Below are 13,506 nucleotides of genomic sequence, written 5' to 3'. Positions count from 1 at the left end.
TAAACAGGGTAGTCAAACTGTTTTTTCGGTATCCAGACAAAAAATTCCCAATTACTCCCTTCACGGAATAATATCGCATAAACAGTAACAAGATATCTTCAGCAGTTAAAAACGCTGTAAATTACCGTTCATATTCTTTTGCGGAATTCTCCCGGACATGCTATACTGTAGCCAGAAAGAAAAAAGGAGTATTCACTATGGCTTTTGACGGAATCACCATTGCAGCAATGGTTCAGGAATTACATAAATATCTTGACGGCGGACGTTTTAACAAAATTGCCCAGCCGGAATCAGACGCGCTTCTGATCACAGCAAAAGGCGGCGAAGGACAGTGCAGACTGCTTCTTTCTGCCAACGCTTCCCTTCCTCTGATTTATTTTATTGACAAAAACAAGCCCAGTCCCCTGACTGCGCCCAATTTCTGTATGCTTCTGCGCAAACACATCGGCAGTGCCAAAATCGCATCTATAAAACAGCCGGGAATGGAACGTGTGGTGGAATTTGAACTGGAGCATTTAAACGAAATGGGAGATCCATGTAAAAAGATTCTCATTATGGAGCTTATGGGCAAACACAGTAATATTATTTTCTGCGATGAAAACAGAATGATCCTTGACAGCATCAAGCACGTTTCCTCCCACATGAGTTCTGTCAGAGAAGTCCTTCCGGGACGGCAGTATTTCCTTCCTCAGACTCAGGAAAAAGCTGACCCGCTTACTGTTACCGAACAGGACTTTATAGCCAACATATGCAAAAAACCATGCAGCATTTCCAAAGCGATCTATTCTTCTCTTACAGGCCTAAGCCCTCTGATCGCCGAGGAAATCTGTTATCGCGCATCTATTGACGGCAATGATCCCGCCCTCTCTCTGAATGAAACTTCCTGCATCCATCTGTATCACACTTTCAAAAGACTGATGGAACAAGTACAGGACGGAGATTTTGCTCCAAATATTATTTATCGTGGAAATGAGCCTGTAGAATATGCGGTGCTTCCTCTGACTCAGTTCGGGCCTGAATACCATAGTGTGGAATTTGAAACCGTATCTTCCATGCTGTCCACCTACTATTCTTCCAGAGATACTCTGAACCGTATCCGCCAGAAATCTTCTGACCTTCGCCGGATCGTTCAGACTGCTCTTGAAAGAAACCGCAAGAAATTTGCCCTTCAGACAAAACAGATGAAGGATACTGCCAAAAAAGAAAAGTACCGGATCTACGGCGAACTGATCAACACCTACGGATATGGTCTGGAAGAGGGCTGCAAATCCTTTACCGCACTGAATTATTACACCAATGAGGAGATTACCATCCCTCTTGATCCCACCCTTACCCCGGGGGAAAACGCAAAAAAATATTTTGACCGCTACACCAAGCTGAAACGTACGGAAGAGGCTCTTACCGGTCAGATTGCAGAAACAGAATCCGAGATAGAGCATCTGGAATCCATCTCCAATGCCCTGGATATAGCCCGGGCAGAAAGCGATCTCAGCCAGATCAAAGATGAACTTACAGAGTATGGTTTTATCAAAAAACACTATTCCTCAAAAAAAGGCAAAAAAATGCAGGAAAAATCAAAACCTTTCCATTATGTTTCCAGTGACGGCTTTGATATCTTTGTGGGAAAAAACAACTTCCAGAACGATGAGCTGACCTTTAAACAGGCCTCCGGAAATGACTGGTGGTTCCATGCAAAAAAAATGGCGGGCTCCCATGTGATCGTAAAAACTCCCGACGGCCAGCTGCCTGACCGCACTTTTGAAGAAGCCGGACGTCTGGCGGCCTATTACTCCAAAGGTCGCACTGCCCCCAAGGTAGAGATTGATTATATCCAGAAAAAGCATGTAAAAAAACCGGCTGGAGCCAAACCAGGTTTTGTGGTTTATTACACCAATTATTCCCTTATGGCTGAGCCGGATATTTCGGAGATCAAAGAAGCTTCACAGCAATAACCAGAGCCGGCTCACAGCCGGTTCCGGCAAAAATCTCCACATTTTATAAATATTTTCAGAACGACTGGCGTGTTTCCAGATCCAAAAGGACTGCCTTAAAGCATGGCTTCAGCAACCTGTGAATCTCATCCCGCATTTCTGTCATTTTTGACATCTGATCTGCCGGAAGCTGAATGCGTGCAGCCCCATGGAAAAGCCGGATACGAAAATCTGTAAATCCAAGTCGGAACAGTTCATCTTCCGCTTTTTCGATTTTTTGAAGTTCCGGTTTTGTCAGCACAGTTCCCGCGGGTATTCTTGTTGCCAGGCAGGCATAGGAAGGCTTATTCCAGGTAAAAAGTCCCTCCTCTCTGGAAAGTCTCCTGATTTCATCTTTTGTAAGCCCGCACTCCCTAAGAGGCGAACGAACCTGAAGTTCACGGATCGCCTGCATTCCCGGTCGGTCTGAAGAATCGTCTGATGCATTTGTTCCATCCAGAAGAACTGTGTAACCGTCTTTTAGAGCATTTTCTTTTAAAAGTCCAAATATATTTTTTTTACAGTAATAACATCTGTTTTCCGGATTTTCCGCCACCTGACGGTTACTCAGAATATCATGCCTGATCACAATAAGTTTCACGCCAAGCTGCCTGGTAAGTTTTCTGGCATCATTCAGCTCAAACTCTGGCTGAAAAGCTGTTTTAATAAAATAAGGCTGTATCTGCGCTTTGTATTTTACTGCCATGGCAAGCAAAAAAGCAGAATCCACTCCGCCGGAAAATCCAAGAGCAGCCCTTGGATTCTGCTGAAAAAATTCTTTTAAATCCATACTTTTTCCTCGTCTTTCAGATAAAATCTCATGTCTGCTTTTTAGAAAAGATATTATTTCTCCGGTGTCAGATCAAACAGACTGAGCTGTTCATTAGTCTGTATTTTTTTCTGCTTTCCAACAGTTTTCCGCTGCATATATGTTTCAGGGATCTCATCCAGAAACAAAGAAGGTTCCCGGGTACAGGTAAGGATCAGTTCTTCTCCGGCACGGGTCATTCCAACATAAAACAGCCTCCGTTCCTCCTGGATATCCGTGGGATTTTCTTCCCTTTCCAGAGGAATTTCCCCCTTTTCCATTCCAAACATAAACACAACCGGAAATTCAAGCCCCTTAGATGCGTGTAAAGTCATCAGAGATACTGCATCTCCGGAAACACTTTTTCCGCCGCAGCGCTTCAGATCACCCTCTTCTCCAAGCAAAAGGGCATCCAGAAACTCTCTGGTATCCGAATAAAAAACAGCCATATCTGCCAGACTTTGAAATTTTCCGTTGTTCTCCTGGTCCAGATCCTTTATCCAGTCATGCATAAGTTTTTTCGGCTTTTCTTTCTTCCAGCGATCCTGATATTTTTCTTTCAGCTCTTCATAAATACTTCCGCTGATTTCATTTTCTTCCAGATCCCACAGTTTTTTCAATGCATCTTTTTTATAATAAGGATTGTCCGGTTCTGCCAGTGAACAGAAAAAGCTGATACTGCCCTGTACCAGAGGATCATCAAGAAACTCTTCCCTTCCGCTGACAACATAGGGAATGCCCTCCTGTTGGAAACATTTTTCCAGAATACGTGCCTGATGATGAGTCCTGTATAAAACCGCAATATCCCGGAAGCTTCTTTTTCCGGTCACACCCTCTTTGGAAAAATGCTCGTGAGCTTCCAGCATATCCATACCGCCAACCAGGCGGCTGACTTCTTTTGCAACAAAAATGGCTTCTGACCTTTTGGATGGAGCCTCTGCAATCTGTACAGGCAGCCCTGCCTCTTTCCATGGTTTCAGGCACCGCTCCATACCCGGATTATTTCGGATCACAGCCAGAGCTCCATTGAGAATATTTCCGGTACTCCGATAATTATTTTCCAGAGAAATCATACAGGTTTCCGGAAATTCTTCTTTCATTCTCAAAAAACATCCTGAGTCAGATCCGCGGAATCCATAGATAGACTGATCCGGATCTCCGATCACAAAAAGCTCTTTTCCTTTTTTATTCCACTCCTGAATCAGCTCATACTGCACAGTGTTAATGTCCTGAAATTCATCTACCATAAGATAGGAAAAGCATCGCTCACAGGGCTGCTTTTTTCGGTTTCCAGGCCTGTGTATTTCCCGAAATTCCTTTAAAGTTTCCAGTAAAAGATCATCAAAATCACAGCAGTTTTCTTCTCTTAATTTTTTGTGATATGCTTCCATGATCTCTTCCCGAAGTTGCGAATCCTCATTAAAAAATGCTCCTGTTTTCTGCACGGAAACTTTGTTCAAAAACTGGGACGGTGTCATAGAAAGTCCATACTCTTTGCATATCTCCCGGGCTGTTTCTGAAAGAGCAGATGGATCTGCCAGAAAAAATTCCTTCCCCTGCTTTTTCAGAAAATCCAGACAAAGAGAATGAAACGTTCCGATATGCATCCGATTTACGCTCCGTCTGGAGCCAAGCTGTTTTTCCAGTCGTTCCTTCAGCTCTTTTGCCGCCTGATTGGTAAAGGTCACTGCTGTAATCTCTGCCGGACTTACCTTCCTCTCTTCCAGTAAATACAGGATCCTGGAAATCAGAGTTTTTGTTTTTCCCGTTCCCGGGCCTGCTGCAACAGCAATTCTGCGGGAAATAATCTCCACTGCCTGTTTCTGTTTTTCATTTAACTGCTGCCCTTTTTCCTTCTGTTTCTCAGCAGAAATATCTTGTCTGTCTTCCACAGACAATTCGGAAATCTCTTCCTGTTCTTTCTGCGGAAACTTCCCGGAAATACCGGAAACGGCTTGAACACCTGCTTCTGCCGTTCCTTCCCACTCATTAAAAAACGACATCTGTCCGGTTGGATTCTCGATCTCTTCCGGTTCAAAAAGACTGATAGTTCCATATTCTCCGTCAAATCCGGGCTTTCTTTTCACCTGTCCGGCTCTTAATCTTCGGATACCTTCAGATACAAGATATCCCTCTTCTTTCCTGATTTCTTCTATCGGAATTTTTCTCAGAATATCAAACTCTGGTCCAAATTTTTTCAACATATTTTCATATTGTTCCTGCACCTTTTTACTACCGGAGGATTTACCTGTGGACGCTGCGATCACTTCCGGTAAAGGCACCAGATTTTCATAAGGCTTTTTATTTTTTCTCGCTTCTCCATCGTCCCGGTCAGAAAGCTGCATCACTCTGTGATCTACGCCAATGGTGATCTTTTTTCCACAGACAGGACAGATTCCGCCATAGGCTTCTGCCTCCTTTGGAGTAAGACAAAGATGACATTTCCTGTGCCCGTCAAAATGATACTTTCCTTCTTCAGGAAAAAACTCAATCGTTCCTTCCAGACCTTTGCCCTCCTGGATTGCTTTATAAAGTCCCTGATAACTCATTTCAATATCAAGAAGATTTGCCTCTCTTCCAAGCTTTGCCGGAGAATGAGCGTCTGAATTAGAGATAAGCTGAAGTCGATCCAGAGCCGAAAGCCGCCAGTTCATTGGAGGATCAGAGGACAATCCGGTTTCCACCGCATGTATATAAGGTGTAAGATCCTCAAAACATTCTTCCATAGTATCAAACCCGGAAAACGCACCAAAAAGCGAAAAATGAGGCGTCCAGATATGAGCCGGGATCAGAATTCCCTCCGGGCATATTTCCAGCATAATTTCCAGAAGATCATGGCTGTCAAGTCCCAGTATCGGTCTACCATCCGAATGGATATTACCTATGGTTTCCAGCTTTTTCGAAAGCTTTTCTGCATCCTCAAGTCCCGGCAGAAGAATCACATTATGTACTTTTCGGACCTTTCCATTCTTTTTATAAATAGAGCTGATCTCACCGGAAATCACAAATCTGGGAGTTTCTCCCCCATACTTTCCGCTCTCTTCTAAAACGGAATCCTTCCTTAAACAATAGAACCCATCCTCTGCTGGAACAAGCTTTTCCGCCAGCTCTTTCCGCCATTCCGGATGGGTAAAATCTCCTGTTCCCACTATGGAGATTCCTTTCTTTTTTGCCCAAAGCTCCAGATATTCCGGTGTTCCCTGCTTACTTGTGGCCCGGGAATACCGGGAATGGATATGCAGATCTGCAATTCCTTTCAAAACTCCACCTGCTTTCTTATATGTGTTTTTTTAGTTAAAACCAATCAATCCTTAGACTAACTACTCTCAAATAAGTCTTTCTTTAGCTTTTCTACAAAATTAAAGTCAATTTCCCGGAAAAAATTTGTGTAATCACCTTTGTCTTTTGGTCTATCATTCCACCATGCAGCTCTATGTTCCATTCGTTTTGGAAATATGCAGGTTGATGTTTTACTAAAGTAACCCATGGATAATTAGCTATATGAAATAAGTCCATTTACAAATTTTCATACATATTTTTCTAGTTAATATTAAATTCTGTACTGTTTATATTATAACCAAATTACAAAATTTTGCAAAAAACATTCTGTATTTCTAGTCAAAATATCACTGTCTTCTATATCAATATTTCTGCAAGCAGGCAAACACAGGTTATTCCTCCTGATACTTCCTGCACATTTGTTCCAGTAATGCTTTTATCTGTTCTTTGATTTCCGATGGTTCAATCCTTCTTCTGGTGCTTTTTCCGGTACTGTGTCGGCGTCAGACTGTAATGCTTTTTAAATAATCTGCAAAAGTAATCCACATTATGAAAACCTGCTTCATCTGATATCGTAGCAACTTTTTTCTCAGTTTTTACGAGCAGGAGCGCCGCTTCCTTTAGCCGATAATGAATCAGATAATGAATAGGGGTAATGTGCAAATATTTACGGAAAAGATTTAATACTGTACTTTTACTGATTCCTGCATAGCAGGCAATATCATCCAACGAAATGTCATTCGTGTAATTTTCATGGATATACTGCATCATAATCTGTAGTCTTGCCTGAAAAGAAGTGACATTATTTACTTTATCTTTTTCATAATCTATATCTGCATTTTCATACATGATCAGCCAGAGCTTTTGAATCAGAAAGGAGGTTGCAAGCTCACAGAAGTCATCTTCCTGAACTGCAATGATCTGCTTTATAACTTCTAACGCTTTAGCCTGCCATTCAACTTCTCTTTTAAAAACCTGAAATTCCAGAGAGGAAGAAATAACAGGCAGAATATATTTATCATAAATAAGACTTTCCTGTGCTGCAATAAAAGAAGGCATACATACAAAATTCGGGATCACAGCGCCATCAGATGAATAAAAACGGTGTAAAATCTTGGAATTAATAAATAATCCGTCTCCTTCAGACAAAACAAACTGTTTTTCTCCAATCCAGAAAGTCATAGTTCCCGATTCCATATATACAAATTCCAATTCCATGTGCCAGTGCCATTCAACACAGTTAAAATCAAATAAAGATAAATCCTCATAATAAAAAGCAAATGGATAATTTCTGCTGCCATGCTGAACCGTTTCCATTAGATTTTCGTCTGTAATGATCTTGCTGAAAGGCTGAGCAGATACCATAATATCATTATTCCTCCATGGTCTGTTTTACGATATTATACAATAAATATCAAATATAAATCAATGAAATCCCTGCTTCTGTATTATATAATTCAAAATGCATAAAAATCTGATGCAATATTCAAAAAAGAAAGGAACCTGCTATGCCAGACTATCAAAAGACAAAGCTTGCCTGTTATCTGGGTTTTATCACACAGGCCATTACTGCTAATTTTGCTCCACTGCTGTTCTTAAAATTTCATCATGACTATGATATTCCTCTTGGAAATATTGCCCTGATTTCTACATGTTTTTTCTTTACTCAGCTTCTGGTAGATGCATTCTGTGCAAAATATGTGGACAGAATCGGATATCGCACATGTATTGTAACCTCTGAAATATGCGCTGCTGCCGGACTTATTGGTCTGGCATTTCTGCCTGAGCTCCTGCCGGATCCCTTTATTGGAATCATGTGCAGTGTAATCATATACGCAATTGGAAGCGGCCTTATCGAAGTACTCTGCAGCCCTATTGTAGAAGCCTGTCCCTTTGAAAACAAAGAAGCTACCATGAGTCTACTACACTCCTTTTACTGCTGGGGATCCGTTGGAACAATACTAATTTCAACCTTATTTTTTATGGCATTTGGAATGGACAGTTGGAAATGGCTGGCTGTATTATGGGCTCTTATTCCTGCTGTCAATATCTATAATTTTGCCACATGTCCCATCGATCATCTGATAGATGGCGGGAGCGGAATGGGAATAAAAAAGCTGTTTCAAAAGCCCTTATTCTGGATTGCAGTTTGTCTGATGATCTGCTCCGGTGCCTCAGAACTCGCCATGGCACAATGGGCTTCCGCCTACGTAGAAGCTGCTTTGGGACTGTCAAAAACAGTCGGTGATCTGGCCGGCCCCTGCATGTTTGCCGTTACAATGGGCATCAGCCGTATTATTTTTGGAAAATATGGAGATAAAATAGATCTTATGAAATTTATGACAGGATCTGGTATTCTGTGCGTGATCTGCTACCTTCTCGCTTCCATGTCCTCCTCACCATTAACAGGACTTGTCGGCTGTATTGCATGCGGTTTTTCCGTTGGCATCATGTGGCCCGGCACCATCAGTATTTCCTCACAAAGATTTCCCCTGGGAGGAACTGCCATGTTTGCACTGCTTGCCATGGCAGGCGATCTGGGCGGAAGTATCGGTCCCGCAATCGTAGGGCGTGTAACACAAAATACAGGAAACAATATCCGTGCAGGTATAGGCTTTGGACTTATTTTTCCGGTAACATTATTAATCATGCTCTTCATTCTTAGCAAAACAAAAGAAATCCCAAAATAATCTATATAAAAAGCAACTTAAAATCCACCGAAACAAACTATCTGAATCCTACGTTTAACTACCGGCAGAATGATCTGAGGTGTCCCACAAAAAAGTCAGATTTTTAAGTCTAACTTTTGGGGGACACTTCAATCCGCCGGTAGCTTTTCTTTTTACTTATTTATTTCCAGGATATCACTATAATAATTCTTTCTCAGAATCCTGGTTAAAGCATCCTCTCCGTCACATAAACTATGCGGGAAATCCCCTGTCTTTCCATCTTCTGTTCCCTGACCACCTGTTCTCCTATTTTTAAAAACTGGGGGGTAATGGAAACATAGATCAAAATATTTTCCTGATTTCTATAGCTTTATCCTCCTCAGGAAAATATCCATCCCATAAATGTTGATAAAAAAATCATTTCAATTGAAAACATAAAAGAATTTACAGAAACCAGAGTTGCTCTCTGCTCAGACGGAATCATTTCATTCAGGATCACATCTGTTTTTACCTCCAGAAAATCATCTGTAAATGCTCCGAAAAATCCGCCTGCAATCATCATACAGACATTTCCGGTGAAAGCTGCCGCAAGGGCACATCCAACTCCAAAAGTACCTACTGTCAGCATTTTTTTATAACTGCTTTCAGGGAAAAAAGCAGCCAGTCTGGCTCCCAGAACCGCTCCCAGCCCCATTATAAACAAAGCTGGTCCCAATACCAGAGAATTCAGTCCTGCCATTGGAAGTTTTGCCTGCAGGAAAAAAAGTACCAGTGTAGAAACTGCCCCGATCAGAGAATTGACAATCATAATATTTCTGGCTTTTCTGTTGTTTAACAGAAATTTCCTACTTTCCAGAATTACATTTTTCAGTTTTTCCGATATACTTTCTTTTCTATTTTCTACATTTTGACTATCAGCTGTGACTTCTTTTAAGCATAATGCAATACTCAAAGCTCCAATGCTAAATAAAGTATCAATTACATATGCTCTCTTATATCCGAGAAAAAGCGCCAGTCCTGCACATAAAGTTGCTGTTGAACTACTAATCCTGTAAATAATCATTTCTGTGGAAGCAAATCTGTTATACTTTTCTTCCTGTCCGGCATACTTTAAACTGTCATATGCCAGTGCTTCTCTTGTTCCAGATGACAGATTATAGCTTAAAGCAGAAAAACCTACTGCTAATGAAGTGGACCAGAACCCACCTGAAAAAATCATCAGGATGCTGGATATCAACGATACAATCTGACTCATAACAAGCGTCTTTTTACGCCCAAATACATCCGCTGCAACTCCCGACGGAACCTCAAAACACATACTGACAGCATGAAAAATACTTTCTATTATTCCAATCTCAATCAGCGAAAATCCTCTGCCTTCAAGAAGAACCACCCAGGAAGCTCCTGCAATATGCAAGCACCCTATTGCGGTAATTCCGTATAACTTTCTGACCTGTTTTTTAATATTAAATTTTTGCATAAAAAATCTCCTTTTCAAATTATATACATTCATTTGACAAAGGAGATAGCTACTCATATATGGATAAAAACAATGCGCTTTCGCTGCTTACTTCGTATTCCTTATCTTAAAAAAGAGCGTACTATCCCCGTAAACAGCTATTTTGCAACCATTTTTAAGTTGGATTTCAGGTGTTTTCCAGTACATAGTACGTTCCTTTCTTTAAATTTCTTTCATGATTTATGAATAAATATTAGCATAATACTCTCTGAAATACAAGTGTGAATTCTGTTTATACGGGCATATCCAATGCCTTACTTACAATCCACGTTTCACAAAATCTATTTGCTTTTTAAATAAGTCTATTTTTTCTTTTTTACTCTTGGAGCTGGCAGTTCATCATACATAGCCTGAAATAAACCTGCCAGAAATTGTTTATTGTCAACTTCGTCTACCCATAACATCTCTTTCGCCCCAGCATAAGGTCTTTCATAAGAAACTGTGGACATATAGGATATTGCTGATTTTACAGGTTTTATCAGCAATTTTACTATATCTTTTTCTTTATAAAACAATAGCTTCTAATTTTTTACTAGATTAACAAAATCTTTGTTTTCTGTATTCTTTTTAAAGCACTCCATAAAACTATAAAAAAGAGAACATATACGATCATTCTCACCATAGTTGACTCCTGCTACTCCTATATAAACCGCTTTTTTCTCAACCTCTCGTTTCCTTTCTCTTCATATTCAAAAAAATCCTCACATCTAAAGAAAGATACACCAAAGACAAGCATAAAGTTTTCACACTCTCTATCAGTCTTATCCCCTCTGCAACTCCCTCTCCACTGGTTCCGTAAGCAGAATATATGGCACTCATTCCTCCATTTTCTAAAATTACACTAACTGGAATCGTGTAAACTCCAAAGAATAGCAACGAAAGCACACCTATCCTCAAATAAACTGGTAGCTTATCAAATACCTTAAACGCAACTATTAATAGAACCAGTTCCATGCCCTTACACACCAGGCGTACTCCCCCTTCTAAATCAGAAGAAAGTAATTCAATTCTATAAATCACGTTCAGCAAAATACAAGCCAGAAATAAAAAGCGAAACCACTTCTCAGGAACCTTCCGTATCAGTAACACACCTAAAGCCATAGCAACCAACAACATATTTATTTACTCCTTCTCATGCCGTAATTTATTCTTCACCGATGATACGCAACTCTATTTTTCTCATTTCTCTCTAAACAGTCCAAAAGCTTTTCTTCTCCATATTTCTCTCCACGTTTTCCAAAATTGATAAATATATTACAGCCCTTACCTCATTTCAGATCATTACATCTCATATCCTGTATGAAATACAGCTTTGGATTTTCTTTGTGCTGTTTTCTTTGTCGTATCAAGGTTCTTTCAATCGAAGTAAATTAGTGATAATTTCTTTTGTATTTTTATCCAGATTGCTTAAAGTCCCTGTGTTTATGTGGATCATCAGATTTTTAATCTTTTTTCTTATTAAATAGAAATAATTTCTTCAGTAAAATTTTCAAATTCTTTTGTTGATATTTCAGTTTCTTTCCAAGAAGGTACACCATTTTTTATACTATATTGCACTTTTGACATAGTATCTAAATAATATCCTTCGTATTCATAATCTACCGTTGGAGATTGACGTATATACAGGGCTAATTCTTGAGCCGCTAAATGAGAATTGCTGTCATTTAGTCCACCGATTGCTGGTCCGCTTGAAGCACAATACACCTCCAAAAGTAGACAATTTCCATTTTCGTCAATTGCCTTTATGATATAACTAAACTGATTTTCCAAATTGTTAGTAATATACCTGGGTTTTCCAAATAAATGTTTAAGTTGTCCTAATGCTATAACACAATTCTTTTCAAAATTTTCATCGAACTCATAAACAGAACAAATATTTGATGATGCCATATAATATTCTATTGTAGCATCAGTATTTTCAAATTTATACATTTCTTCTTCCTCCATACAGTTTTAATCTATGTATATTTTTTTCATTTCCTTTTTCCCCTATTCCCATTTAGATACTGTCTGTCTCAGCTTGATTTGCGTATCCAATCATCAAGAAACTTCATTTGTTCATCTGTATGAAACCAGTGCTCTCCGTTATGCATTACCGTCAATGGAATTCCCATCTTCGTTGCGAAATCAGACATTGTATCATAAGATGTCAAATGATCTTTTTCACCAAACAATATCTTCGTAGGGATGTGCCATGTGATGGGATGTTCTCTCACATAACATAAATACTTCCAGGATAGTGTTTCACCAAAGTTTGTTTGAATTTCCTCTTCTCTTTGAAGCTGATCTTCTGTTACATTCGCCCATATCATCATATTAGAAATCAGCTTTTCCATATTAACGATTGGAGAAATAAAAAACGCTTTCTCAATATTTCGATCAGCCAAAGCGTGCATAGTAAAAAACGCTCCGATACTGTTTGCAACAATAAAAACTCCCTGATATTTCATCCTGACAGAATCGAAGAAATGCTGAAATTCTTCCTTTGCCTCCCACGGTGTTACAGATTGATAATCAAATCCAATGATGTCGGAATCATTGAAAAGTGCCCGATAATGTTCCGCTTCTGACGCTGTCCCATCTTTTCCATGAATATAAATCATTGCTTTTTGCATTCCAACTTTCCTCCAACACCTAAGTTGATGAGAATACATCGAAGCCTTAATGGCCCCGATGTTTCTCTTTTTTCTCTTCGGATTCTTTTTTACATCCTTTGCAGCAACTGCCACAGCAGGGCTGAACTGCAGATCATAATAGTATTCTAAGACAAACTTTACAAACCGGGACCTATCTTACTATGTCTATATAATGTTTTCAGAAATAAGTTTCCCGTGATCGTAATAAATATCATCCTCTTTTGTAATTGCACGAATTATCTTAGCAGGATTTCCAGCCGCAAAAACATTCTCCGGAACATCCTTTGTAACAACAGAACCAGCCCCTATAACCGAGTTATCACCAATATGTACTCCAGGCAAAATTGTTACATTTGAAGCTATCCATACATTTTTCCCGATATGCACTGGTTTATTGCATCCATAACCTTCTGCCCTTAACTTAGGTGACATAGGATGTGAGGCAGCAACTATAGTCACATTAGGTGCCAACATAGTTCCATCTCCAATATATATCTGTGCATCATCAACAAATGTACTGTTAAAATTCACATATACGTTTTTTCCAAGGTGTACATGCTTCCCGCCCCACATCGCATGGTAAGGAGCTTGGATATAAGCCCCTTCTCCAACTTCTGCAAACAGA

10 protein-coding genes and 1 pseudogene are annotated in these 13,506 nt (G+C 39.8%); 2 read left to right on the top strand and 9 right to left on the bottom strand.

Translation table 11 applies throughout. From position 1 onward, the window contains the following. Positions 1-197 precede the first annotated feature (197 nt). Positions 198-1,952 carry an Rqc2 family fibronectin-binding protein gene (locus LU279_RS06320; RefSeq protein ID WP_274421684.1) on the top strand — a complete coding sequence of 585 codons (1,755 nt, stop codon included), beginning with the start codon at positions 198-200 and terminating at the stop codon, positions 1,950-1,952. A gap of 55 nt (positions 1,953-2,007) precedes the next feature. Here the strand turns inward: LU279_RS06320 and larE are convergent, their stop codons facing one another. The 3 genes from larE to LU279_RS06305 all read right to left on the bottom strand — a co-directional run bounded on the left by larE (position 2,008) and on the right by LU279_RS06305 (position 7,422). Next, the gene (larE, locus tag LU279_RS06315; RefSeq protein ID WP_274421683.1) at positions 2,008-2,760 is read right to left on the bottom strand and encodes an ATP-dependent sacrificial sulfur transferase LarE; all 753 of its coding nucleotides are present in this window, start codon (positions 2,758-2,760) and stop codon (positions 2,008-2,010) included. 53 nt (positions 2,761-2,813) lie between these two features. Next, on the bottom strand, positions 2,814-6,038 hold the full coding sequence (locus tag LU279_RS06310; protein ID WP_274421682.1) for a UvrD-helicase domain-containing protein: 3,225 nt from the start codon (positions 6,036-6,038) through the stop codon (positions 2,814-2,816). 481 nt (positions 6,039-6,519) lie between these two features. Further along, positions 6,520-7,422, bottom strand: coding sequence for an AraC family transcriptional regulator (locus LU279_RS06305; protein ID WP_274421681.1), 903 nt, complete (start codon positions 7,420-7,422; stop codon positions 6,520-6,522). A 143-nt stretch (positions 7,423-7,565) separates the two neighbouring features. On the opposite strand from LU279_RS06305, the gene LU279_RS06300 reads away from it, so the two are divergent. Next, a complete protein-coding gene (locus LU279_RS06300; protein ID WP_274421680.1) occupies positions 7,566-8,747 on the top strand; it encodes an MFS transporter in 1,182 nt (393 codons plus the stop codon). Positions 8,748-9,105: 358 nt separating this feature from the next. Here the strand turns inward: LU279_RS06300 and LU279_RS06295 are convergent, their stop codons facing one another. The 6 genes and pseudogenes from LU279_RS06295 to LU279_RS06270 form a co-directional block, all read right to left on the bottom strand. Then, positions 9,106-10,206, bottom strand: a complete 1,101-nt coding sequence (locus LU279_RS06295) for an MFS transporter (protein WP_274421679.1) — start codon at positions 10,204-10,206, stop codon at positions 9,106-9,108. A gap of 341 nt (positions 10,207-10,547) precedes the next feature. Beyond that, a pseudogene (locus LU279_RS06290) lies at positions 10,548-10,733 on the bottom strand (TfoX/Sxy family protein); the annotation flags it as partial. A 172-nt stretch (positions 10,734-10,905) separates the two neighbouring features. Continuing rightward, positions 10,906-11,361 carry a hypothetical protein gene (locus tag LU279_RS06285; protein ID WP_274421677.1) on the bottom strand — a complete coding sequence of 152 codons (456 nt, stop codon included), beginning with the start codon at positions 11,359-11,361 and terminating at the stop codon, positions 10,906-10,908. Between the two features lie 342 nt (positions 11,362-11,703). Further along, on the bottom strand, positions 11,704-12,177 hold the full coding sequence (locus LU279_RS06280) for a hypothetical protein (protein WP_274421676.1): 474 nt from the start codon (positions 12,175-12,177) through the stop codon (positions 11,704-11,706). Between the two features lie 83 nt (positions 12,178-12,260). Further along, positions 12,261-12,860, bottom strand: coding sequence for an alpha/beta hydrolase (locus LU279_RS06275; protein ID WP_274421675.1), 600 nt, complete (start codon positions 12,858-12,860; stop codon positions 12,261-12,263). A gap of 186 nt (positions 12,861-13,046) precedes the next feature. Further along, positions 13,047-13,412 carry a DapH/DapD/GlmU-related protein gene (locus LU279_RS06270; RefSeq protein ID WP_274421674.1) on the bottom strand — a complete coding sequence of 122 codons (366 nt, stop codon included), beginning with the start codon at positions 13,410-13,412 and terminating at the stop codon, positions 13,047-13,049. Positions 13,413-13,506 lie beyond the last annotated feature (94 nt).

Source organism: Blautia sp. XA-2221 (assembly GCF_028767025.1).
In the GTDB taxonomy this organism is placed as follows: Bacteria; Bacillota; Clostridia; order Lachnospirales; family Lachnospiraceae; genus Blautia_A.
The sequence above is the reverse complement of the archived record's forward strand: the minus strand, read 5'-3'. Positions and strand labels throughout refer to the sequence as shown.

Coding starts and splice junctions, on each gene's coding strand:
- LU279_RS06320 (WP_274421684.1), top strand. CDS start 198: ATGGCTTTTGACGGAATCACCATTGCAGCAATGGTTCAGGAATTACAT.
- larE (WP_274421683.1), bottom strand. CDS start 2,760: ATGGATTTAAAAGAATTTTTTCAGCAGAATCCAAGGGCTGCTCTTGGA.
- LU279_RS06305 (WP_274421681.1), bottom strand. CDS start 7,422: ATGGTATCTGCTCAGCCTTTCAGCAAGATCATTACAGACGAAAATCTA.
- LU279_RS06300 (WP_274421680.1), top strand. CDS start 7,566: ATGCCAGACTATCAAAAGACAAAGCTTGCCTGTTATCTGGGTTTTATC.
- LU279_RS06295 (WP_274421679.1), bottom strand. CDS start 10,206: ATGCAAAAATTTAATATTAAAAAACAGGTCAGAAAGTTATACGGAATT.
- LU279_RS06285 (WP_274421677.1), bottom strand. CDS start 11,361: ATGTTGTTGGTTGCTATGGCTTTAGGTGTGTTACTGATACGGAAGGTT.
- LU279_RS06280 (WP_274421676.1), bottom strand. CDS start 12,177: ATGTATAAATTTGAAAATACTGATGCTACAATAGAATATTATATGGCA.
- LU279_RS06275 (WP_274421675.1), bottom strand. CDS start 12,860: ATGCAAAAAGCAATGATTTATATTCATGGAAAAGATGGGACAGCGTCA.